25 protein-coding genes and 1 pseudogene are annotated in these 22711 nt (G+C 56.9%); 23 read left to right on the top strand and 3 right to left on the bottom strand.

Annotated elements, in window-relative coordinates:
* Positions 1-115: 115 nt before the first annotated feature.
* The 23 genes and pseudogenes from V2P20_RS01295 to V2P20_RS01185 form a co-directional block, all read left to right on the top strand.
* Positions 116-385: pseudogene (locus tag V2P20_RS01295) on the top strand (peptidogalycan biosysnthesis protein); the annotation flags it as partial.
* A 66-nt stretch (positions 386-451) separates the two neighbouring features.
* A complete protein-coding gene (locus V2P20_RS01290) occupies positions 452-622 on the top strand; it encodes a rubredoxin (RefSeq protein ID WP_268118892.1) in 171 nt (56 codons plus the stop codon).
* Between the two features lie 4 nt (positions 623-626).
* Positions 627-1640, top strand: a complete 1014-nt coding sequence (locus V2P20_RS01285; RefSeq protein ID WP_331815235.1) for an FAD-dependent oxidoreductase — start codon at positions 627-629, stop codon at positions 1638-1640.
* Positions 1641-1931: 291 nt separating this feature from the next.
* On the top strand, positions 1932-2585 hold the full coding sequence (bluB, locus tag V2P20_RS01280; RefSeq protein ID WP_331815232.1) for a 5,6-dimethylbenzimidazole synthase: 654 nt from the start codon (positions 1932-1934) through the stop codon (positions 2583-2585).
* A complete protein-coding gene (gene cobT, locus V2P20_RS01275) occupies positions 2576-3610 on the top strand; it encodes a nicotinate-nucleotide--dimethylbenzimidazole phosphoribosyltransferase (protein ID WP_331815229.1) in 1035 nt (344 codons plus the stop codon). The genes bluB and cobT overlap by 10 nt, the downstream gene beginning before the upstream one ends.
* Before the next feature lie 128 nt (positions 3611-3738).
* A complete protein-coding gene (locus V2P20_RS01270) occupies positions 3739-3978 on the top strand; it encodes a hypothetical protein (protein ID WP_331815226.1) in 240 nt (79 codons plus the stop codon).
* The gene (locus V2P20_RS01265) at positions 3975-4421 is read left to right on the top strand and encodes a PIN domain-containing protein (RefSeq protein WP_331815223.1); all 447 of its coding nucleotides are present in this window, start codon (positions 3975-3977) and stop codon (positions 4419-4421) included. The genes V2P20_RS01270 and V2P20_RS01265 overlap by 4 nt, the downstream gene beginning before the upstream one ends.
* 9 nt (positions 4422-4430) lie before the next feature.
* Positions 4431-5177: an adenosylcobinamide-GDP ribazoletransferase gene (cobS, locus tag V2P20_RS01260; RefSeq protein WP_331815220.1), complete on the top strand. Its 747-nt coding sequence runs from the start codon at positions 4431-4433 to the stop codon at positions 5175-5177.
* On the top strand, positions 5162-5725 hold the full coding sequence (cobC, locus tag V2P20_RS01255; RefSeq protein ID WP_331815217.1) for an alpha-ribazole phosphatase: 564 nt from the start codon (positions 5162-5164) through the stop codon (positions 5723-5725). The genes cobS and cobC overlap by 16 nt, the downstream gene beginning before the upstream one ends.
* Before the next feature lie 142 nt (positions 5726-5867).
* Positions 5868-6890: an aminotransferase class I/II-fold pyridoxal phosphate-dependent enzyme gene (locus V2P20_RS01250; RefSeq protein WP_331815214.1), complete on the top strand. Its 1023-nt coding sequence runs from the start codon at positions 5868-5870 to the stop codon at positions 6888-6890.
* A 137-nt stretch (positions 6891-7027) separates the two neighbouring features.
* Positions 7028-8425 carry a cobyric acid synthase gene (locus V2P20_RS01245; protein ID WP_331815211.1) on the top strand — a complete coding sequence of 466 codons (1398 nt, stop codon included), beginning with the start codon at positions 7028-7030 and terminating at the stop codon, positions 8423-8425.
* Positions 8426-8544: 119 nt separating this feature from the next.
* On the top strand, positions 8545-9441 hold the full coding sequence (cbiB, locus tag V2P20_RS01240; protein ID WP_331815208.1) for an adenosylcobinamide-phosphate synthase CbiB: 897 nt from the start codon (positions 8545-8547) through the stop codon (positions 9439-9441).
* The gene (locus V2P20_RS01235) at positions 9438-9935 is read left to right on the top strand and encodes a bifunctional adenosylcobinamide kinase/adenosylcobinamide-phosphate guanylyltransferase (RefSeq protein WP_331815205.1); all 498 of its coding nucleotides are present in this window, start codon (positions 9438-9440) and stop codon (positions 9933-9935) included. Before cbiB ends, V2P20_RS01235 begins: the two co-directional genes overlap by 4 nt.
* A gap of 138 nt (positions 9936-10073) precedes the next feature.
* On the top strand, positions 10074-11183 hold the full coding sequence (locus tag V2P20_RS01230; protein ID WP_331815202.1) for a lytic murein transglycosylase: 1110 nt from the start codon (positions 10074-10076) through the stop codon (positions 11181-11183).
* Positions 11184-11490: 307 nt separating this feature from the next.
* Positions 11491-12696 carry an ABC transporter permease gene (locus V2P20_RS01225; RefSeq protein WP_331815199.1) on the top strand — a complete coding sequence of 402 codons (1206 nt, stop codon included), beginning with the start codon at positions 11491-11493 and terminating at the stop codon, positions 12694-12696.
* Positions 12697-12698: 2 nt separating this feature from the next.
* Positions 12699-13898 carry an ABC transporter permease gene (locus tag V2P20_RS01220; protein ID WP_331815196.1) on the top strand — a complete coding sequence of 400 codons (1200 nt, stop codon included), beginning with the start codon at positions 12699-12701 and terminating at the stop codon, positions 13896-13898.
* A 161-nt stretch (positions 13899-14059) separates the two neighbouring features.
* Positions 14060-14440: a hypothetical protein gene (locus V2P20_RS01215; RefSeq protein ID WP_331815193.1), complete on the top strand. Its 381-nt coding sequence runs from the start codon at positions 14060-14062 to the stop codon at positions 14438-14440.
* Entirely contained in the window at positions 14437-15684 is a 1248-nt protein-coding gene (locus V2P20_RS01210) for an FtsX-like permease family protein (protein WP_331815191.1), read from the top strand. The genes V2P20_RS01215 and V2P20_RS01210 overlap by 4 nt, the downstream gene beginning before the upstream one ends.
* Positions 15685-15687: 3 nt before the next feature.
* Entirely contained in the window at positions 15688-16368 is a 681-nt protein-coding gene (locus V2P20_RS01205; RefSeq protein WP_331815188.1) for an ABC transporter ATP-binding protein, read from the top strand.
* Positions 16365-17363 carry a hypothetical protein gene (locus V2P20_RS01200; protein WP_331815186.1) on the top strand — a complete coding sequence of 333 codons (999 nt, stop codon included), beginning with the start codon at positions 16365-16367 and terminating at the stop codon, positions 17361-17363. The genes V2P20_RS01205 and V2P20_RS01200 overlap by 4 nt, the downstream gene beginning before the upstream one ends.
* Positions 17364-17372: 9 nt before the next feature.
* On the top strand, positions 17373-17867 hold the full coding sequence (locus tag V2P20_RS01195) for a nitrous oxide reductase accessory protein NosL (protein WP_331815184.1): 495 nt from the start codon (positions 17373-17375) through the stop codon (positions 17865-17867).
* Positions 17864-18388 carry a TlpA disulfide reductase family protein gene (locus V2P20_RS01190; RefSeq protein WP_331815182.1) on the top strand — a complete coding sequence of 175 codons (525 nt, stop codon included), beginning with the start codon at positions 17864-17866 and terminating at the stop codon, positions 18386-18388. The genes V2P20_RS01195 and V2P20_RS01190 overlap by 4 nt, the downstream gene beginning before the upstream one ends.
* Positions 18372-19781: a nitrous oxide reductase accessory protein NosL gene (locus V2P20_RS01185; RefSeq protein ID WP_331815179.1), complete on the top strand. Its 1410-nt coding sequence runs from the start codon at positions 18372-18374 to the stop codon at positions 19779-19781. The genes V2P20_RS01190 and V2P20_RS01185 overlap by 17 nt, the downstream gene beginning before the upstream one ends.
* A gap of 717 nt (positions 19782-20498) precedes the next feature.
* Here the strand turns inward: V2P20_RS01185 and V2P20_RS01180 are convergent.
* The 3 genes from V2P20_RS01180 to V2P20_RS01170 all read right to left on the bottom strand — a co-directional run bounded on the left by V2P20_RS01180 (position 20499) and on the right by V2P20_RS01170 (position 22440).
* Entirely contained in the window at positions 20499-21206 is a 708-nt protein-coding gene (locus V2P20_RS01180) for a hypothetical protein (RefSeq protein WP_331815176.1), read from the bottom strand.
* A gap of 116 nt (positions 21207-21322) precedes the next feature.
* Positions 21323-21700 (bottom strand): rhodanese-like domain-containing protein, encoded by a 378-nt coding sequence (locus V2P20_RS01175; RefSeq protein WP_331815173.1) that lies wholly within the window; start codon positions 21698-21700, stop codon positions 21323-21325.
* Positions 21701-22053: 353 nt separating this feature from the next.
* Positions 22054-22440, bottom strand: a complete 387-nt coding sequence (locus tag V2P20_RS01170; protein WP_331815171.1) for a hypothetical protein — start codon at positions 22438-22440, stop codon at positions 22054-22056.
* Between the last annotated feature and the right edge of the window lie 271 nt (positions 22441-22711).

The following is a 22711-nucleotide window of genomic DNA, read 5'->3' as shown; positions in this document are numbered from 1 at the left end:
TTTGGCGTTGTCTAATAGTTGAGGTAAGGTAATCATCCGTCCTATATGGCGATACTGAACCTCAAATTCAAGGAGTCAACAATGCTTGGGTATCTCCCCGGAATCCAATAAGAGCCATGAAGAATACAGCGGCCTGCATTTTGAAGCCTGTTACTATCAGGGACTGGAGTATTGCATCGAACGCGGACTGAAACGCTTCGATTCCGGCGCGCAAGGCGAGCACAAGATCGCGCGCGGCTTCGAGCCGGTCACGACCTGGTCGGCGCACTGGCTTCAGGATACCCGCTTTGCCGAGGCCGTGGAACACTTTCTGGCCGAGGAACGGGAATCGGTGGCGCTTTACAAGCAGGATGCGGCGGCCTATCTGCCGTTTAAAAAAAGCTAAACTAAAAATGATGTGCTACAGTCAGAGTTGTGAAAGACTTTTTTAACCGATGAATGAGGAATGGCTATGTCTGACTTTAAAAAATACCAATGCAGCGTTTGCGGCCATATTTATGATGAGGCCGAAGGCGACCCTGATACAGGCGTCCAGCCGGGCACGCGCTTCGAGGACATCCCCGACGACTGGCGCTGTCCTGAGTGCGGGGCCGAGAAAAGCGCTTACCAGCTGATGGCGTAAGTCAATGCGTATCGTCATCATTGGCTCCGGCGTGGGCGGCGTCAGCTTCGCGGAAAAATACCGGTCGCTGCAGGCCGACGCGCAGATTACGCTGATCACACGCGAAGACGACGGCTATTATTCGCGGCCGCTGCTGTCGCGCGGTTTCAGTACCGAAAACATCGAGCAGTCCATCATCCTGAAGCCCTTCGACAAGCTGCGCGACGAGAATATCGACATTATTAGCGCCGCCGAGGTCACGGCCATCAACCGGGGCGACCGGACCGTAGCCGTCAAAGGGCCGGATCAGGAATCTGTGCTGCCCTACGACAAGCTGATCCTGGCGCAAGGCTCCGCGGCCTTCATCCCGCCGCCGTTCAGGCCTTACCGCGACTTGTTTTTCTGCCTGAACAATCTGGTCGATCTGAAAAAACTGCGCCGGTTCCGGCAGGGCTTTCTGGACCGGAACCGGTGGCCGGCCTGGGGCGTGATCGGCGGCGGCCTGATCGGCTGCGAAGTGGCTTCCGATCTGGCCGCCTCGGGCGATCCGGTGACGCTGTATCATGCCGCGGACCGACTCATGGAGCGCCAGTTGGTCCCGGAGGATTCGGTCACGCTGCTGAACGTCATGCAGGATTCGGGCGTAGCGGTGCTGCTCAATCAATCCGTGCAGGGCTTTTCAAAGCAGGGCGATAAAGTCTGCGTCGAAACCGGCGTATCGACCGCTTTCGATGCCGTGCTCGTAGCCACCGGCTTCAAGCCGCGCACGGAACTGGCAGAACAGGCGGGGTTGGAGATTGGCCGCGGCATCAAGGTCAACCAGCGGCTGCAAACCTCGGACGAGCATATCTACGCGCTCGGCGATGTCGCCGAACTGCCGAATGGCAAGCTGTACGCATTCATTCTGCCGATCCGCAATCAGGCCTTATGGCTTGCCGGATTCCTGGCCGGTCAGGAAAACAAAGACTGGCAGCCGCCGGTTTTCAATCCGAAAGCCAAAGTGCATGGGTTTCAGGCGGCCCATCCCTATCTTTTTTAGCCTGTGTAGGCTGGGCTGGAGCTTTAGCGGAAACCCGGCATCGGCGGCTCCGAAATGCTGGGTTTAGCAACCCAGCCTACCGCCGCTAAAAGCATCGTAGGGTACGCATCGCGTACCTTTTCAAAGCCGCAATAAATCAATAGTTTGAAAAAGGTACGCGATGCGTACCCTACAAAAACTTTCTAGTTATTTAGACTCATCTATGTATTCTGGGCGATAATAGGCGCCTGCCAACAGTAGGCGCTTCAGGCGAAGCCGCCCCACATCCGGCGCTTAAATTTAATTAGTACCATGACCCGACACCGTTACACCGACGACGAAATCGCCGCCGTCTACCGCGCCATCTACGAGCGCCGCGATATGCGCCACTTCCTGCCCGACCCGGTCGATCCCGAAGTCCTGAAGCGTCTGCTGCAGGCCGCGCACCATGCGCCCAGCGTCGGCTTCATGCAGCCTTGGCGATTTGTACGCATCAGCGTTCCCGATCTGCGCCTGGCGCTGCACGCGCTGGTCGAGCAGGAACGCATCAATACGGCCCAGGCTTTGGGCGAGCGCGAAGACGAATTCATGAAGCTGAAGGTGGAAGGCATACGCGAATGCGCGGTCCTGCTGGTGGCCGCCTTGTGCGAGCGGCGCGGACAATATGTCTTCGGCCGGCGCACGCTGCCGGACATGGATCTGGCGTCACTAGCCTGCGCGATACAAAACCTGTGGCTGGCGGCCAGGGCGGAAGGTCTGGGGCTGGGCTGGGTGTCCATGTTCGAGCCCGAGCCTGTAAAGACTCTGCTGAGAATGCCCGAAGACAGCCAGCCCGTAGCGATCCTGTGCCTGGGCCATGTCGCCGAATTCTACGACAAGCCGATGCTGGAACAGGCGCACTGGGCCGAGCGCAAAGACCTGGACACTTTATTGTTTGAAAATACCTGGAATACACCGTGCCGCTAAATTTTTCCATCGCCCCGCTCTCGTCAGCGCTTCGTCCTGCCCTGCTGCATAAAATCGACCAGAAGATCAAGCCGCTGGGCGCGCTGGGCCATCTCGAAACATTGGCGCTGCAGATCGGCCTGATCCAGAACAGCCTCACGCCCCGCCTGAACAAGCCCTGCCTCATCATTTTCGCGGGCGATCATGGCATTGCCGAAGCCGGCGTCAGCGCCTATCCGCAGGCCGTGACCGCGCAAATGGTCGCCAATTTCCTGGCCGGCGGCGCGGCAATCAGCGTGTTCGCGCGCCAGCACAGTATGGAACTGCTGGTGGTCGATGCCGGCGTCAATGCCGATCTGGACAGCCATACCGCCTTGATCAGCGCCAAGATCGCCAAGGGCACGCGCAATTTCCTGACGGAGCCCGCCATGACCGGCCAGCAATGCCTGGAAGCGCTGCAAGCGGGCGCGGAAATCGTGTCAAGGCAGCACAGGCTAGGCTGCAACTGCATCGGCTTCGGCGAAATGGGCATCGGCAACACCTCGTCCGCCGCCTTGCTCATGCATGTGCTGACGGGCGTGCCATTGGAGCAATGCGCAGGCCGCGGCACCGGCCTGAACGACGAGCAGCTGCGCAATAAGGTTTCTGTACTGCAGCAGGCGCTGGACCGGCATCCGGACATCGCCGAACCGCTAGCCGTATTGGCGACATTCGGCGGCTTCGAGATCGCCATGATGACGGGCGCCTACCTGAAAGCGGCCGAGCTGGGCATGCTGATTCCGGTTGACGGCTTCATCGCCAGCAGCGCCCTGCTCGTGGCCAGCCGGCTGCATCCGCAGGTGCTGGATTATTGCGTGTTCAGCCATGTCTCGCGTGAACAGGGCCATCAGGCGCTGCTGAAGCATTTCAATGCCCGGGCGCTCATCAATCTGGATCTGCGACTCGGCGAAGGTTCCGGCATTGCTCTGGCCTTCCCTCTGCTGCAATCGGCCGTGCTGATGCTGAATGAAATGGCTTCATTTGATGAGGCCGGGGTCGATCATTAAAAATAATTAATACGCAACGGAAACTTTAATAAGTTCCATCAATAGGTTAATCTGGCAGTGAATTCCTTTCTGAGTTTCGCATCCTATTGACCATCGACTATACAATTGCGTAACCGGAGCATAAAGCCATGCAGCACATTATCAATTTACCACATGAAATGGTTGAAGAAATCAACCATTTACCGAATCCTGACCAATTCATTTATGAAGCCATCCGTCGCGCTCTGGAAGCACAGCAAAAACCATCAAAATGGGCCCAACTTGCCGAACGCATTGCCGAAAACCCTATTGATCTGGAAGAGCATACCGAGCAATTCAAGCAGGATATGGAAGAATTCAAGCAAGATTTTGCCTTTAAATCCGAATGAATTATTTACTCGACTCCAATACAATTTCAGACCTTTATAACGCATCGGCCCCGGCGCACCCTAAAATTCTGCAGCGCCTGTCGACGCTCACCGATGCCGACAAAGTCTGTTTTTCGATACTGTCGCTCTATGAATTTGAATATGGTTTCGCCAATGCGCCGGAAAGTAAAAAAGTCCGTATCCGGCAAAAAATCATTCAAGTGCAAAAAGATTTTTGCTGCTTACCCTTAACCCCCCAAGGAGCTGAGCTTTTCGGTCTGTTGAAAAAATCCATCAAGGATTTGCGTAACCTCAATCAAGAGAATCTTAAAAAACACAATATAGACTTGATGATGATCTCGACCGCAATCACGGAAAACTGCATGCTGGTCAGCGCCGACAAAATTTTTACCGATATCCAAACTGTTTTTGCAGATTTAACTACCGAAGACTGGACAGTCTGAAAGACAGTCATGCCCCATCCAAGACTTTTCCTGCTGGCCCTCGGTTTCTACACGCGCCTGCCCGCGCCCCAAGCGCTGGACTATAAGCAACTGCCGGAAGCCGCGGTTTATCTGCCGCTGGTCGGCTGGCTGGTCGGGGGCCTATCTGCATTGAGCTTTTATCTGGCCGATTGGCTGTGGCCGCAGCAGACAGCAGCCATCGTGGCCCTTGTTGCGGGCATTCTTGTTACGGGCGCCTTCCATGAAGACGGCTTCGCCGATGTCTGCGACGGCTTCGGCGCGGGCTTCGACAAACCACGCATTCTGGAGATCATGAAAGACCCGAGGACCGGCACTTATGGTGCGCTCGGCCTGTTGCTGCTGCTGGCGCTGAAGATCAGCGTGCTTGGCGCGCTGCCGGCGGCCGCCGTGCCCTTGTTATTGCTGTCCGGGCACAGCTTCAGCCGGCTGCTGCCCCTGCTGGTCATGCGCCGTTACGATTACGCGCGCATCGACGACAACAAGGCCGGCGCCGCCGTTTTCAGGCCCTCTGGCAACAATCTGCTGTTTGCCGGGAGCCTGGCTTTATTACCTTTATTATTGCTGCCGGCCATCTGCTGGCTGGCGATCCTGCCCGTGCTGGCCGTCAACGGGCTGCTGGGCCGTTATTTTTACCGCCGTATCGGCGGCTACACCGGCGATTGCCTCGGCGCCAGCCAGCAGCTCGCTGAAACCATTTTTTATTTAAGTATGAGTACCTTATGGACATTTATCTGATTCGCCACACCAACACCGCCGCGGACCCGGGGCTTTGCTACGGCCACAGCGATGTCGGCCTGGCCGACAGTTTTAACGACGAAGCCCAGGATCTGCATGACAAGCTGCCCGAGTTCGATGCCGATTGCAAGGTGTTCAGCAGCCCGCTGACGCGTTGCCTGGAGCTGGCCAAGACTTTCTCGACAACCGTGACCACCGATGAGCGCCTGAAGGAGCTGCATTTCGGCGACTGGGAAGGGCTGCGCTTCGACGATATCGCCCCCGATGCCATGCAGAACTGGACCAATGATTTTGTTAAGGCCGCACCGCCCAACGGCGAGAATTTCGAAGACCTGTACGCGCGCGCGGACAGTTTCTGGCGGGATCTATCCTCCGTCAAGGCTGAACAGGTGCTGGTCATCACCCATGCGGGCGTGATTCGCGCCCTGCTGGCGCGCGCCCTGAATATACCGCTGGCCAACTCGTTTCAGTTGCGCATCGATGCCGGCTCCGTGCATAAACTGCGGCACAGCGACGAATATACTTATATTGACTACATCAACTTATAAACAAGCTTTGTAGGGTAAGCACCGCGTACCATTCTCAAAATTTTTTTGACGCACCAGACTCCCAAAAGGTAGGCGGTGCGTGCCCTACGCTTCATAACCTTCGTGGTAAAATTTTTATCCATTGCATGACATCAGTTTATTAATGAAGCACGGCGGCAATATTTACCGGTTCGCCCAGGATCTGGGCTGCCTGCCTGAGCAGGTGCTGGATTTCTCGGCCAATATCAACCCGCAGCAGGCGGTCACGCTGGACTGCCTGCTGCAGGTTCAGCTCGGTCCCTATGCCGATCCGCATTACAGCCAGCTGAAACAAGCACTGAAGCAGCGCTACCCTTGTCCGTCCGGCGCCGACATCGAAGTCTTCAACGGCGCCAGCGCGGCCATTTTTGCCTTGCTGCGCTTTCTAAAGCCCGACGATCTGGTGCTGTACGCGCCGCTTTATGGCGAATATGCGCATATCGCCGGCGAGCTCGGCTGCCGGCTGCATAGTGTCGATCGATTTGCCAATCCGAATGCCGAGATTCCCAGAGGCAGCACGATCATTTTCGTGAATCCGTCCACGCCGGATGGGTGTCTTTATGATCTGAAGGACTGGCTGGCCAAATGGCAGGCCGCCGACTGTACGGTTATCATCGACGAGTCGTTTCTGGATTTCTGCGATACTGAATCAATCGCCGGCTATATCGCAGATTACGACAAGCTCTACCTGATCAAGTCGCTGAGCAAGTTTTACGGCTGCGCGGGCATCCGCATCGGCTTTGTCATGGCGGCAAGCCCGGCGATCAATGCGCTGAAAGGCCTGGAGCCGGCCTGGAAACTGTCCAGCCTTGATATGGCCTACATGCAGCAGGCGCTGGCCAATACGGTTTTTATCGGGCAGACCCGCCGGCAGACCCGCCAACTGCGCGAGCAGTTGCATCAGGCCCTGTCGGACTGCGGCCTGTTCCGGCGGATTTATGAAGGGCAGGCCAATTTCCTGCTGGCGGAGTTGGCCGGTATGGACGGCTATCAATTACAGGAGAAACTCGCGCCATCGCGCATTTTGATCCGCGTCTGCGATAGTTTTGCCGGACTGACACGCTATCATGTGCGCTTCGCCGTCAAGGACGAACGGGCGATTGCCGAGCTGGCGCGATGCCTGAATACGATAACCTCTGAACTTTAATATTAACCACGAAGATCACGAAGCAAGTGTAGGCTGGGTTGGAGCTTTAGCGGAAACCCGGCATGGGTAGCCCGAAATGCCGGGTTTATCAACCCAGACTACCGCTGCTGCGTTGAAAATACTAGGCGATTATTGAAATGAAACCCTTAGCAGTTTTCGGCACCAGTTCGGATGCCGGCAAGACTACGCTGGTCACGGCCCTGTGCCGCATTTTTGCCGACCGCGGCCTGCGCGTTGCGCCGTTCAAGGCGCAGAACGTCTCGAACAATTCGGCTGTCACGCAGGAAGGCGGCGAGATTTCGCGCGCCCAATGCCTGCAGGCCGAGGCCGCGCGCGTCGAACCCAGCGTGCTGTTCAATCCGGTGCTGCTCAAGTCGCACGGCAACGGCTGCGTGCAGGTCATCGTCAACGGCCAGGTTTACAAAAACGAGTCGATCTCTGATTATTACAATGAGATCGATAATCTGAAACAACAGGTCTGGCAGGCGTTTTCGACCTTGCAGCAATCCTATGACCTGATCGTCGCCGAAGGCGCGGGCTCGCCCGTGGAGCTGAATCTGCTCAATAAGGATCTGTCGAACACCTTCATCGCCAAGACTTTCAATACCAAAAACATCCTGGTCGCGGACATCGAGCGCGGCGGCGTGTTTGCGTCGATTTACGGCACGCTGGAACTGATGGACCCGGCCATGCGCGCCAACCTGATCGGCGTCGTCGTCAACAAATTCCGCGGCGACCGGCGCTTTTTCGACGAGGGCGAAAAGATCATCCGCGAGCGTTTCGGCGTGCCCGTGCTGGGCGTGCTGCCTTTCCAGTCGCTCAATATCGACATGGAAGACTCGCAGTCGCTGCAGAATTACCGGCAGCGGCTGAATGATGTCAAAATCCGCGCCGCCGTGATCGCCTACCCGGGCCTGGCCAACTACAATGACCTCGATGCGCTGATGGCCGATGCCGAAGTGCATGTGGAGCTGATCCAGGCCTACCGGCCGCTGGCCGAGTTCGATATGGTGCTGCTGCCGGGCAGCAAGACCGTGATCCGCGACCTGCACTGGCTGAAAGCCCAGGGCTTGTTCGATGAGATCCGGCGGCTTAAAAAACCGGTGTTCGGCATCTGCGGCGGCTATCAGATGTTCTGCAAGACTTTGCATGATCCCGATGCCCTTGAGCATGAAATTGCCGGCAGCGAAACAGGCCTGGCGCTGTTCGATGATACGGTGGTCTATAAAACCCCGAAAATCCTCAAGCGCGGGCAATACGATCTGTTTTCATGCCCGGCCATCAAAGGCTATGAGATTCATTGCGGCCGCATGGCCAATTATCCTTTGGCGCATCGGCAGGAAAACGTCGCCGGCACCCATGTGCATGGCATCTTCGATAATGACGATTTTCGCACGGCTTATCTCAAAGCCATCAATCCGGCCTACCGGGGCTACAACTATGAAGCCTACCGTGAAGCCGAAATACAGGGCTTTTCCGACATGGTCGCGCAGCAGCTGGATATAGCGGCGATTCTGGCGGCGTTGCAGAATTGATATGGCTATAAAAATCCGTTGTGTAGGGTACGCATCGCGTACCTTCTGGAAATTTGATTCAGAAAACCGCTTTGAAAAAGGTACGCAGTGCGTACCCTACATTTATGCAAGGCTGACCGATGTATTTTGAACTGGCCTTGCTGGCCTATCTGATCGATTTGGCCATCGGCGAGCTGCCCGGCAAGCATCCCGTGATGTGGATGGGCGATTTCATTTCGGCCTTCGAGCGGCGGTTTTACCGCGACCGCATCATGACCGGCGCCCTGCTCGTGGTCAGCCTGCTGGCGCTGTCGCTGTTGATAGCGACCATGCTGGCTTATCTGGCCGGCTGGCTGCCGCCCTGGCTGTCTTTGCCGATATTGGCCGTGCCGGCTTCGACCGGCCTGGCCATGCACATGCTGCACGCCAGCGTTGCCGGACTGCTGACGACCGAAAATCCCAGGCAGGCATTGAGCTATCTGGTCAGCCGCGATACGCAGGCCATGACCGAAACGGAGATCCATAAAGCCGCGCTGGAAACCTGGGCCGAAAACCTCAGCGACGGCGTCATCGCTCCGCTGTTCTATCTGGTCCTGTTCGGGCTGCCCGGCATCGCCGTCTATAAAGCCGTCAACACGCTGGATTCGATGATCGGCTACAAGACCGAGCGCTATTTTTACTTCGGCAAGATGGCGGCCCGGCTGGACGATGTCGCCAATTACCTGCCGGCCCGGCTGACGGCGCTGCTGATCATTGCGCTGGCCGACGACAGACGACGGGCCTGGCAGTGCTGCCGGCGCGACGGCGGCAAGCTCGAAAGCCCGAATGCCGGTTTCCCGATCGCGGCCATGGCCGGCGCGTTAGGCGTGGCGCTAGGGGGCGATGCCAGCTATCATGGCCGCATCAAGCACAAGCCGGTATTGGGCTCTGCCGTCAACCCGGTCAACCAAACGACACTGAAACAGGCATTAAATATGAAAACGGGCATTGATTTTATCGTGCTGGGAATCCTGGCAGCGGGAGCCTTGCTGGCATGAAGACGCTTTTCATCGGCGGGGTCAAAAGCGGCAAATCCCGGCTGGCCGAAACCTATATCTTGCAGCAGGCCAATGGCCTCAAACCTTATTATCTGGCCACGACCGAGTTTTTCGACGACGAGATGCGGGCGCGCATCGCCATCCACCGGCGGCGCCGCCAGGATTTTTTTGACACCTTGGAAGAACCCGTAAAGCTGTTCGAGATACTGAAGGATTGCCGCAAGCCCGTGCTGATCGAATGCGTATCGATGTGGCTCAACAACATGCTGCATCACGAATACCGCGAAGCCGATATCCTGAATGAACTGGAAGCGGTGCTGAATCTGCCGTGCGATATGGTGCTGGTGCACAATGAAGTCGGGCTCGGCATCATTCCCGACAATCCTTTGGCGCGGCGGTTTGCCGACCTGTCGGGCAAAGCTGCGCAATTAATCGGACAGCATTGCGATCGGGTATTTTTTTGCAGCGCGGGCTTAACAATACCGATGAAATAGCCAATAATTAGCTTAGGGATCAAGCTGCGTTAGCGCAGGCCTATCTCTATTAATTGGAGCCGGGACGGATTTTCCGTGCCGTATGGAGTAATGGTGCTCTTTTAATGGGGACCGCTAATCAATAAGAAGACAAAAATCATGTTAACAATAAATGTAGTTTTTAAAAGGGCAGCCAAACTGGCTTTGACCTTGCTGCTTGTCGGCTGTGCCAGTGATACGGAGAATTACCGCTCCGATACGCTGGGCTCTATGAAGCCGCAGAACCGGGTTCCATCCCAGCCCAACGTAACGGGAAAAAACACAATCCCGCCGCTTCAACCCTACCGAAAAGCCACGTCCTCCCCCGTCCATTCAGCCGATGCATTGACCGGGATTTACGCTTACTCCCAACCCGTGCATACCTTTATCCGGCACATGGTGCAAAAACACGGTTTCTCGGAAAAGTATCTGAACGCCCTGTTCTCGCAGGCCACGCGCCTGGATTCCGTGATCCGCCTTGAAAATGCCCAGAAAGGTCCCAGCTCCGGCCCCAGTATCCCGAAACCGGGCAGCTGGTCGCGCTACCGCAGTAAATTTTTGACCAATGAGCATATCACCCATGGCGCCGAGTTCTGGGCTGAAAATGCCGACGTGATCCAGAGAGCCAGCGCCACTTATGGCGTCGATCCCGAATATATCGTCGCCATCATCGGCGTCGAGACCTATTTCGGTCGCAACATCGGCAAGACCTGCATTTTCAATGCCCTGGCTACTTTGGCGTTCGATACCGAGAGACGCGCCTCGTTTTTTGCCACGGAACTGGAAAACTTCCTGCTCATGACTCGCGAGGAAGGCTTCGAGCCTTTTGAGCCGGTCGGGTCCTGGGCCGGGGCCATGGGTCTGGGGCAGTTCATGCCGAGCAGCTTCCGCCGCCTGGCTGTCGATTTCGATAACAACGGCGTGCGCAATCTGTGGAATCAGCATGATGCGATCGGCAGCGTCGCGCATTATTTCTCGCGCAGCGGCTGGCAGCCCAGCAAACCCGTCGCGCATCAGGCTCATGGCCGCAACAACGCCTCGACCATTGCCCTGAGCACTTATGAAGGCAACGAATTCTGGCAGGTTTATCCCAATTTCAAGGTGATCAAGCGTTACAACAACAGCGACAAGTATGCCATGGCCGTGCATCAGCTGGCGCAGGCCATCAAGCAGCGTTATGCCGCCACCCAGGGCGGGCCGGCGCTGGTCATGAGACGCGACCGCATGTAATCCCAGCCCTGCTTTTGCAAGGCATTTGTAGAGTAATTGAGACGGCCGGGCTGCCGGCCGTGCCGGCGCCAAGGACAGTGACCAGCTGAAGCCTGCTTCCGGGCCAGAAAGCCGACTTGATAACGGCGGTACCTTCGGTATCAGGTAGGTGGTATCCGCAGGTCGTCTACAAAAAACTGCGCGATAACGCCGCCTACGCGACCGTTTACGGCAAAATCACTTTTTAACCGGCCGCAGTTCGGTTAGGCTACCCTTGATTGGCCGTTCATGCCTGTGCGCGGACGGCCAAGGCCACAGGAGTTAGCCCATGTTTTTCAAAGACACCTTAATTCATGCTTTTGGCGCGATCCGGGCGCAACGCCTGCGCGCCACCCTGATTATCCTGGCGATGAGCATCGGCGTGGCTTCCGTGACGGTGCTGACCGCCTTGGGCGAAAGCGCCCGCCTTTATATCATCAATGAGTTCGAATCGCTGGGCACGCATCTGGTCATCGTTCTGCCGGGACGCACCGAAACGACGGGCGCCGCGCCGCCGATGTTCGGCGAGACGCCCCGCGACCTGACGCTGGACGATGCCTATGCCCTGCTCAGAAGCCCGCATGTGGCCGCCATCGCGCCGGTAACGGTCGGCTCCGCGCCGGTTTCGGCGGAAGGCCTGGAGCGCGAAACCAATATCCTCGGTTCGACGCATGCCCTGATCCGCGTGCGTCATCTGAGCATGGCGCAGGGCCGCTTCCTGCCGGAAGCGGAGCCCGACAAAGCCCTGTCGGTCTGCGTAATCGGCCAGACCATACGCGAGCAGCTGTTCCCCAGCAAGCCGGCGGTCGGCGAATGGCTGCGCATCAATGACCGCCGTTTCCGCGTGGTCGGGGTGCTGGCGTCGGAAGGCCAGTCCATCGGCACCGATTTCGATGAAATCGTCATCATTCCGGTCGCTTCGGCGCAGGCGCTGTTCGATAGCAGCTCGCTGTTTCGGATTCTGGTCGAGACCAAATCCAAGGAGGCCATGGTTCAGGCCGCCGAGGACATCAGAACCATCATCAAGGCCCGGCACGAAGGCGAGGACGATATCACGCTGATCACGCAGGACAGCGTCGTCAGCACGTTCGACAAGATACTGACCGCGCTGACCCTGACCGTGGCCAGCATCGCCGGCATCAGCCTGGCCGTGGCCGGCGTGCTGGTCATGAACGTCATGCTGGTCAGCGTCACGCAGCGGACGGCCGAGATCGGCCTGCTGAAAGCGCTGGGCGCCACCAGACGCCAGCTGATCGCGCTGTTTCTGACCGAGGCGGCGCTGCTGTCGCTGGCTGGCGCAATCCTGGGCGTCGTACTGGGGCGGCTCACGCTGTGGGTGCTGCAGGCACTGTATCCCAACTTCCCGTTCATCCTGCCGGTCTGGGCGCTGCTGGCGGCGCTGGGCGTGTCCCTGTTCACGGGACTCGTGTTCGGCGTGCTGCCGGCCCGGAAGGCCGCGCGCCTCGACCCCGTGGCCGCCCTGGCGAGGAGGTAACCATGCGCACCGTCGACCTGATCGCCTTGTCGTACCGGACCGTCATCAGCCACAAGCTGCGTTCGGGCCTGACGGCCTTAGGGCTGATCATCGGCATCGCCGCGGTCGTGATACTGACTTCGATCGGCCGCGGCATCCATGCCTTCGTGCTGAGCGAATTTACCCAGTTCGGCACCAACCTGATCGCAGTCTTTCCCGGCAAGACCACGACTTTCGGCCTGTCCGGCGCCACGATCAGCACCGTGCGCCCCTTGTCGCTGGCCGATGCCGGCAGCCTGGAGCGACTGGACGACGTGCTTGCCGTCTCGCCGCTCGTGCAGGGCAACGCCCGCGTCGAAGCCGGCAACAAACAGCGGCGCACGAACGTGCTGGGCGTCGGCTCGGCCGTGCCGGTGGTCTGGCGGATCAAAGTCGCCTTGGGCAGCTTCCTGCCTGCCGGCGAGCAGGATAACCCACGCGCACTGGCCGTCCTCGGCCATAAGCTGGCGCGGGAGCTGTTCGGCACAGGCAGCCCGCTGGGCCAGCGCATCCGCGTCGGCACCGACCGCTATCTCGTGATCGGCGTCATGGAAAGCAAGGGCCAGCTGCTGGGCTTCGACATGGACGACACGCTTTACATTCCGGCCGCCAAGGCGCTGGCGCTGTTCGACCGCGAAAGCCTCATGGAAATCGACATTCTTTATGAAAGCAATGCCCCGGTCGCGCGCCTGGAAAAAGCCATCAAAAGGCTGCTGATCGCGCGGCACGGCCTGGAGGATTTCACGATCGTGACGCAGAACCAGATGCTGGCAAAGATGGATTCGATCCTGAATATCCTGACCCTGGCCGTGGCGGCGCTGGGCAGCATTTCGCTGCTGGTCGGCTCGGTCGGCATCCTGACCATCATGACCATCGCGGTGTCGGAAAGGACTTCGGAAATCGGCTTGCTGCGGGCCATCGGCGCGGAGCGGCGCACGATCTTCCGGTTGTTTCTGGCCGAGGCGCTGGCTTTGAGCGCGGCCGGCGGACTGGTCGGCGTGCTGGCCGGCATCGCCGCGGTGCAGCTTATCGCGGCCACCCTGCCCGCCTTGCCGGTGCAGCTGGCCTGGACCTATGCCGCGGCGGCGTTCCTGGTATCCCTGCTGATCGGCATCGTCGCCGGCGTGGCCCCGGCCATGAAAGCGGCCCGGCTGGAGCCGCTGGAGGCGCTGCGGACCGAGTGATGCAAAAGCCAGCCCTCCTTTCTGCATTTTAGAGCGGTTCCGGCAGGTGCGACGTAATGTCTCACCGGCTTTTTCATCCCGAGAGCTCATGATAAGCTTCAGGTAGACCAAAAATCGTGCCAGGACGCAGGTCCTTGGTTTGATGAGCCGTAGGGTACGCAATGCGTACCCTACCGGCGGCAGAAGAGCAAAACGCGCAAGTCCTGTACAACCCATACCCGCTGAGGCTGAATGAGCATGACGCTATGAGAAAGTCCTCCCTGTTTTTCAGGTTTCTGTCGATTGAGGTTGTTGTGCTGGCTTTGCTGCTCGTGCATGCCGCTGTCAGCAAAAATACCCAATACAGGATCATCAACGAAAAGGCCTTGCTGGTCAGAACGCTGCGGCTGACCGACCTGTGCCTGTTTACCGACGCCCGTTACACCCGGCATTTGTCCCAGGCCGACCTGAACACCCCGTTTCAGGACCATCCCTTGTCCCTGGAGCATTTTCCATCCGGATCGTTTACCCAGCCACCCCAAGGAATCACAGCCAACCAATGAGAGCATGGATTGAAAAACAGCGCTACATCATCGATTTCACGATCTCCTCGCTGCTGCGCCGCAAAGTGAAAAACTTCGGCCTGCTGGCGTTGTATACGCTGATCGTGTTCATTCTGGCCTCGACGATGTTCTTCACGCACTCGATCAAAAAGGAAGCCTCGATCATTCTGAAAGAGGCCCCTGAGATCATCGTCCAGAAACTGGTGGCCGGGCGGCACGATCTGTTCCCGGTCCGGGACATCGAGGCCATCAAAAAAATACGCGGCGTGGCCCGTATCGAAGGCCGGCTGTGGGGCTATTATTTCGACAGCCTGGTCGGCGCCAATTACACGCTGCTGACGCCGCCGATCCCTGACGGCGGCGCCGGAACAGGCCGGGCCGCAACGGTTGAGATCGAATCAGACGACCCGCTGGCGCCCGACGCGCCAGCCCCCCTGTTTGCCTTCAACGGCGCGGCGCTGAAGCCGGGCTCGCTGATCATCGGCAACGGCATCGCGCGCATCCGCGATATCGGCAAGGGCGATTACCTGCCTTTCAGGGTTTACGATGGCATGTTCATGAGCCTGAAAGTCGCCGATACGCTGTCTTCGCAATCGGAGCTGGTTTCCGCCGATCTGATGCTGATCACCGAGGAAGACTTCAGGAAACTGTTCGGCATCGACAGGCAGTACGTCACCGACGTGGCGGTGACGGTCAGAAACCCCAGCGAGGTGAGCACGGTGGCGTCGAAAATCAGGCAGCGCCTGCATGATTCGCGGCCGATTGTCCGCGATGAAATCCTGAGAACCTACGATTCGATCTTCAACTGGCGCGGCGGCATGATGATCGTCATCTTCTCGGCGGCCGTGCTCGCCTTCGTTATTTTCGCCTGGGACAAGGCCTCGGGCCTGAGCGCCGGCGAACGGCGGGAGATCGGCATCCTCAAGGCCGTGGGCTGGGAGACTTCGGACGTGATCCAGATGAAATTCTGGGAGGGCGCCCTGATCTCGCTGACGGCGTTCTTTACCGGCGTGATCCTGGCCTACATCCATGTCTTTTTTACCGGCTCGCCGGTGTTCGAGCCGGCGCTGAAAGGCTGGTCCAACCTGTACCCGAATTTCATGCTGACGCCTTTCATCAATGCCGAACAGCTCACCACGCTGTTCTTTCTGACCGTGGTCCCTTATACCGTGGCGACGATCGTGCCGACCTGGCGCGCCGCGACCATCGATCCGGACACGGCCATGCGGCATACCGGAGAATAAGCCATGATCGAACTGGTGAATGTAAGAAAAGTGTTCAATGCCGGCAATCCCAGCGAATTTTCGGCGCTGAACAGCGTGAACCTGACGATTGCCCAGAACAGGGTCACGGTGCTCAAGGGCCCGAGCGGCTCGGGCAAAACCACGCTGCTGAGTATCGTCGGTTGCATGAGCCGGCCCTCGGCGGGACGGGTGCATCTGAACGGGCGCGAGATCACCAGCCTGCCCGAACGCTTCCTGACCGATATCCGCCGCAAGACTTTCGGCTTCATTTTCCAGCAGCCCAATCTGATCAAGGGCATTTCAGTGCTGGAAAACGTCATGCTGCCGGCCTACCCGTTAGGGGAAAAGCGCTCGCAGCTGAAAAAGAAGGCCATGCAGGGGCTGGCCGATCTCAATATCGCCGGCAAGTCGGCGTCCAAGGTGGAATGGCTGTCCGGCGGCGAGGCCCAGCGCGCATCCATCGTGCGGGCGCTGATCAACGACCCTGCCATCATCATCGCCGATGAGCCGACGGCGCATCTCGATACCACGCTGTCTTACCGCTTCATGGAAATCATCGAAAAATTCAAGGCCGAGGGCAAGACCGTCATCATCACCAGCCACGATCCGCTGGTTTATGAAGCCGCGATAGTGGACCGCGTGGTCAATCTCCGCGACGGCAGGATCGAGGGCGAGTTGACGTGATTCTGCATCCCACCGTTATCGCCAATCTGCTGGCGTCCTGCATCGTCAGCTTCATGGTGCTGTATGCGTCCTATTACGGCGTGCAGATTCTCAGGCACTGGGACATCCGGAGCGGCGATGAACTGCAGCTGATACTGGAACGGAAAACCTATCTGATTTCGACGCTGCTGACGTTTGTTTTCGGCCTGCAGCTGCTGTCCCTGTTTCTTTATATCTTCACGGCCGATGTTCTGTGCCCGTTATTCGTGGGCGCGATGTGCGCGGCCGGCACGCTCAATGTCAATGAATTCGGTTATCCGACGCTGGTGCTGAAAATCATCAACTTTATCCTGGCGGGCATCTGGCTGGTGCTGAACTATGCCGACAACCAGGGCTACGACTACCCGCTCATCAAAATAAAATACCTGCTGCTGGTGTTCATCGCGCCTTTCATCGTGTTGGAGACGGTTCTGGCCAGCGCCTATTTCCTGAACATGGAAGCGGACGTCATCACGTCCTGCTGCGGCAGCCTGTTCAGCGCCGAGGAAACCGCCTCCGGCCTGGGTTCTGAAATCGCCGCGCTTCCTGCCCGGACCATGCTGCGGGTTTTCTACCTGGCGATGGCCTGCACGCTGGCGGCCGGGATTTATTTCTATTTCAAGGGGAAGGGCGGCTATCTCTATGCTTTGATCAGCCTGCTGGTTTTCGCCGTCGCCCTCGTGTCCATCGTTTCCTTCATCTCGCTGTATATCTATGAGCTGCCGACCCATCACTGCCCGTTCTGCATCATCATGGAGGAATATGACTATATCGGCTATCTGCTCTATATCCTGCTGTTCGGCGCCGTAGTGGCGGGCATCGGCATCGGCGCGCTGCTTCCTTTCCGCCATGTGCCGAGCCTGCAAAACGTGCTGGGCGGATTCATCCGCAGGCTGGCCCTGGCCTCGGTGGTTTTATATGCCGCGTTCACGGCGCTGGTGACTTATGAAATCGTCTCTTCCAACCTGATCATGTAAAAGATGCCTATGAAAAACTATGCCCGATCAATGCTCCGCCTGGTTCTATTGTCGCTGTTTTTCATCATGGCGCCGGGCCATGGCGGCGAGCCCGAAGTGACCATCAAGAAATCCGACCGCTGCCCCGTGTGCGGCATGTTCGTCTACAAATATCCGAAATGGGTCGCGCAAATCGTCTTTCAGGACGGCACGGCCTACTTTTACGACGGCGCCAAGGACATGTTCAAACATTATTTCGATACCGCCAAATACACGCCCGGCAAATCGCCCCAAGCGATCAAGGACATTTACGTTACCGATTACTACGAGGTCGAGCTGGTCGAGGCCAGATCGGCCTTTTATGTGATCGGCTCGGACGTCCTGGGGCCGATGGGCCATGAACTGCTGCCGTTCAAGGACCGTGAATCGGCGCAGGAATTTTTGCAGGACCATAAAGGCCGGTCCATCCTGCGCTTTCAGGAGGTGACGCCAGCCCTTATCCAATCACTGGACCGGCGCTCATGAAAGCCCGCAGCTGGCTGTGGCTGCTGGGTTTGCTGGCGGCGCTCGGCGGCTGCGACAAGCGGCCGGGATTGCAGATCGGCAACGCGATGCCGGCCGTCACGCTGATGGACTTCCGAGGCAAGTCCGTGGCGCTGCCCGATGATTTCAAAGGCAAAGTCATTCTGGTGCGCTTCTGGTCCCTCGATTGCGGCTTTTGCGACAAGGCGATGCTGCAGACGCTGGAGCGTTTTTACCGGAAATACCAAGATCAGGGATTCGTGCCGATCGCGATCAACGAAGGCCCCATCGCAGCCGGAGACGAGCGGATCAGGCAATTCGAAGGCCTGACTTATCCGATGCTGACCGAGGATTACGGCATGGCCGCCAGACAGTTCGGCGTGATAGGCCTGCCGGTCACCTTCGTTTTCGACGAGGAAGGCGTCCTGCGCGAGAAGCTGACCGGGGAAGCCCGAATTGAGGAGTATGAAAAGCTTTTTACAACTGTCCTGTATAAAGGAGGATTCTATGATAGTGCGTACTAGGGCATGGCTCGTGCCGGTGTTCTTCCAGCTGCTCCTGCCGGCCTGGGTATCGGCCGAGGAACAGCATGAGCGGCCCAGCTGCCGCGTCTGCGGCATGTATATAGACCAGTACCGGAAAAGCGCCGCCGAACTGGTTTTTAAGGATGGCCAAAAGCAGTACACCTGCGGCGTAGCCTGCATGCTGCGCGAGATCAACGACGCCGGCGGCATGTCGGCCTTCGAGTCGGTCAAGGTGCATGACTGGGTGTCCGGCAAGCTGATCGATGCGGAAGAGGCGACCTATGTCCTCGGCAGCCGGGTCATTCCCGACATGGTGCCCAATTACATCGCCTTCGCCGACCGCGGCGAGGCGGAAGCCTTCGCCGCCAAGGAAGGCGGGGACGTGATCGATTTCACTGCCGCCTATGCGGACATTTCGCCGGTAGGCACGACCGCGCCTTTCCGCATCCGCACGGCCGTGACGCCGGGCAAAGGGAATTTCAGCGTCGGCATGGTCTACGGCTACACGCAGAAAGACCGGATCAAGATCGGTTCCAACAGCGTCGAACCTGGCGAGTTCATCGGCGGCAACAGCGCGCAGCCCCGCGCCCCGAAACAGTTCGAAGGCCATCAGCAGGCGGTGATCGTGAACTACTCGCCCACCGACAATCTGGCGCTGTTTGCGAACGTGCCCTGGTTCGAGAGAAGAACCCGAACGCTGAACCAAACGGCCGGCGGCATCACCGAAACGGTCGGCGAGGAGAACGGCATCGGCGACATTACCCTGGAAGGGCGCTACAACTTCTGGCGCAACACCCGCTGGAACAAGTTCGTCACCGTACTGCTCGGCACGACGCTGCCGACAGGCCAGTTCAGCGCCAACCGGGCGCCGACGCTGGGCAGGAACCTCATCTCGACAGGCCCTGCGCTGCAGCTGGGCAAGGATACGGCGACGTTTACCGGCGGCCTGCTCTATTCCCAGCGCTGGAAGAATTTCTGGCTGCACACGTCGGCGCTGTATACGGTCAATCCTGAAAATGACGAGCATTACGCCTTTGGCGATGCCGCTACCGTAGGTCTGGCGCTGCACTATACGCCGAATTACGATCTGATGCTGGGCATCGAAATGGACGCCAGCTATACCGAGAAAAGCGAAGATCAGGGCTTCAGGATCGGCAACAGCGACGGCACGGTCACCAACCTGGCCTTTGTCGGCGACTGGCGCTTCCTGAACGCCTTCGGCGGCAATTTCAAATTGCGCGGCTCGGTGGGTTTGCCGATTTACGAAGATCTGAACCACAGCGACGCGGTCAATCCCAGAGGACAGCCGTTCCAGCAGGTCCAGCTGGGCGATGGTTTCTTCGCCAATCTGGCCGTCCAGTGGACGTTCAGGGCCGCTCCTGAATTCCACTAGCGTTCCTTACGGCCGACGTTTTGCCGCGCTTATCGGAACGCTCTGCTTTATTACCCCCTTGCTGAACAGAAGCCGTGCCATTTCCCATCGGCATCTGCTGCCGGCATGCCTGCTTTCTGCCGAATGGGCGGGATGTGATCCGCCGTGTATGCGGCGCGTGTAATGTCCAAGGCTTTGCGGCGGCCGCCCAGTGCGTTGCATCTCGGCCTATATCGTGTTGCGGCCTGACTGTTCTTTGAAGCGGGCTTGCTTTCTATGCCGCTTAACTCAGGAATTTGTGCTATCCCGCGCTGTCTGCTTCCGGTTGATGCTTGCCTGCGGACTGACAGCTCGAAAATAGAATCGGCGCCTGACTGACGCTGCAGCTTTTTTTGCCTTGAAGAGAAAAAATAGAGAAGATGTGTCGAAATTTTGTGATTAATAAACAGACCACGCCAAGGAGCACAGCGCAAGTGCGGCATATCATTACATTCTCATGTTTTGCGGCGGCAGTCATATTGTATGCCGTTGGGGGCGCCTCGGGCGCTGTTGCATTCTTCGTTGCGGGACTGCTCGCTGAGATAGCGTTCTGGATTCGGCTTTTTCGGAACGAAGAAGGCGAGTAGCCGTTTGGATAGCCAGCGCCACGTTAACTTTAAGTCATCAAAACTGGCTCTGATAAACACCGGACTTTTCTGAAAAGATTACAGGGATAGAAAACTATCTATCCCTGATTTTTCAATTGGGCATCCGCCCCCTTGTTTCTAAACCACTCGGCGGCATTTTATCAATTGAAGTCTTCCTGCACGTCATGGCGACAAACTCCATTTTTTGCTGGATCTCATGGGGCGGAGGCGTTCCCGTGCCTTGAATCTTCTCAAGCAGCTTAAAATCTTCATAACTCAGGCGGCCATACATATTTTTGCTGGCACAGCTACAGTAGTCCATGATCAAATTTTCAGGTACGCCGTAGTTTTCGACCGATACGCGCTGACTGCGATAACAGCTGGCATAAATCGATTGCACAAGCTCCCTCTCAAAGTCATTTATGCCAACTGGAGGGCGGGCATCGTTTAATGCCGGCGCGCTACCGTACTCCCGGCTGTAACGCCCGCCGTAGTCTCTATCGGAATATGTACGGGGGTCTCTACTGTAACCGTTGCCGTACTCTCTGCCATCATACTCACCACCGTAGCCGCTATAATCCCTGTAGTCTCCGTAGTATCGGTAATCCCTATCGTACTCTTCTGCTGAGGCGATAAGCGGACAACCTTGCAGACTCACGAAAGCCCAGGCCGATACAATTATGTATTGCCGGACTCCGAATGGCTTTTTATTTTTGTTGGCGGGATACAAGATTCCGGTTAGTACGCTGAAACACAGTAAATAGACAATCATCAGTCCGGGCATGGTTGAAGGTGCGGCAAAAGCTAAAAAACATTCCAATATTGTATATCAGCACAGCTTATAGCCTCGCACGCCAAAAAACTGATAAGCCTTTCTCGAAAGCCATTTTTATCGGCCAGAATCGAACAGTATGAGCCAGACGACGCATTTGCCGTTTATTGAAAAGCAAAACCCGCTTTTTTCCAGGCCTCTGCGCCGCCCTCAAGATTGAACAGGTTACGGTAACCCAATTCATGAAGGGATCTTGCCGCCGCATTTCCCATAGAACCGCTTCTGCAATAGATATAAATGGCTGTATTTTTGTCTTTGGGCAGTTTGTCTTTGTATTTCTCGATTTCGTTGTAAGGAATAAAAAGGTCGGTGCCTTTTATATGCGGCTGTTCGGGTATATGGACATCCGCCAGGAATATATCCTCGCGCTGCATGATCTGGTTTAGTTCAGCCGCATTGATCATGTTCAGATAATCCGGCTTTTGAAACGAACAACCAGACGTAAGCAAGATAAAGGCAATGGTGAGATAAAGTTTTTTCATAATTGCAGCCCTGGAATTCATAAAGACAGTCAACTCGTTCATACTGAGCAGATAGAATATAAGCTGTTGATTTAATTGGCCATCATAAGATATCAAAACAATAGCTATGGTTATTGGACAAGTATATTGACATTAGCGGTCACTAACAACTTTATCAAAGCTGGCGGCCAGCATCGGGTTTGCTGCACTGCGGTGATGGCTTCAGCCGTCGCCCGCCCGCGAAAAGCCGGCTTGAGATAATTATGCTGCTTTCTGATGTTTACGGCCTGACAGCAACAAAAAAACCCTTGCCCGGCTTCCGGACAAGGGTTTCAGCTTCACTTCAAACGCCGGCCTGTCGGCGCAGGCATCTCTTAGTGAGTGGATACGTAGAGCTGCTGGATTTCCTTGTAGCGGTTGGCTGCATCGGCCAATGTTGCCTTAGCTGACGCCAGATCGTTGTTCTTGAGCTCAGTACGCGCTTTCTTCAAAACACCACTGGCTTGGTTGCGCTTTAAGTCCAGCGCATTATTGGAAATGTCTTTCTGCAATTGGCGGGCATCGCCGACCATCTCGACCAGCTTCTCGTTGTCTGCGCCATTGTCCAGAGCCGTAATCGTCTCTTCAACTTTCGCCAGCGTATTGTCGATCGCGGCCTTAACGTCTTCATTCGTTGGATTCGCGGCGGACGCGCTGAATGATGCAGTTGCCAGCGCCGCGGCCATAATGGAAGAAGTCAGAAATTTGTTGAATACGTTCATGGGGTAAACCTCATAGTAAATAAATAATTTGTTTTTCACCTGGCGATTAACAGAAGGCTTAGAGAGCTGAACCGGCTCATGTTGATTACCAAGCATGGTGAAAATTCTAACAGATTTTGTTCTAATTAGAACAAATTTTGTTATAACTCAGATTATTTATTTGAATATCTCGCTTTTTTCAAGCGAGCCATTCTTGATGATGAAAAAAATTGCCTTTTATTATCATACGGTTATATGATTTATGCAGTGTCCGGCATACGCATTCGATAAT

Source organism: Methylobacter sp. Wu1 (assembly GCF_036553575.1).
GTDB lineage: Bacteria > Pseudomonadota > Gammaproteobacteria > Methylococcales > Methylomonadaceae > Methylobacter.
This window is presented reverse-complemented; position numbering and strand designations above follow the sequence as displayed.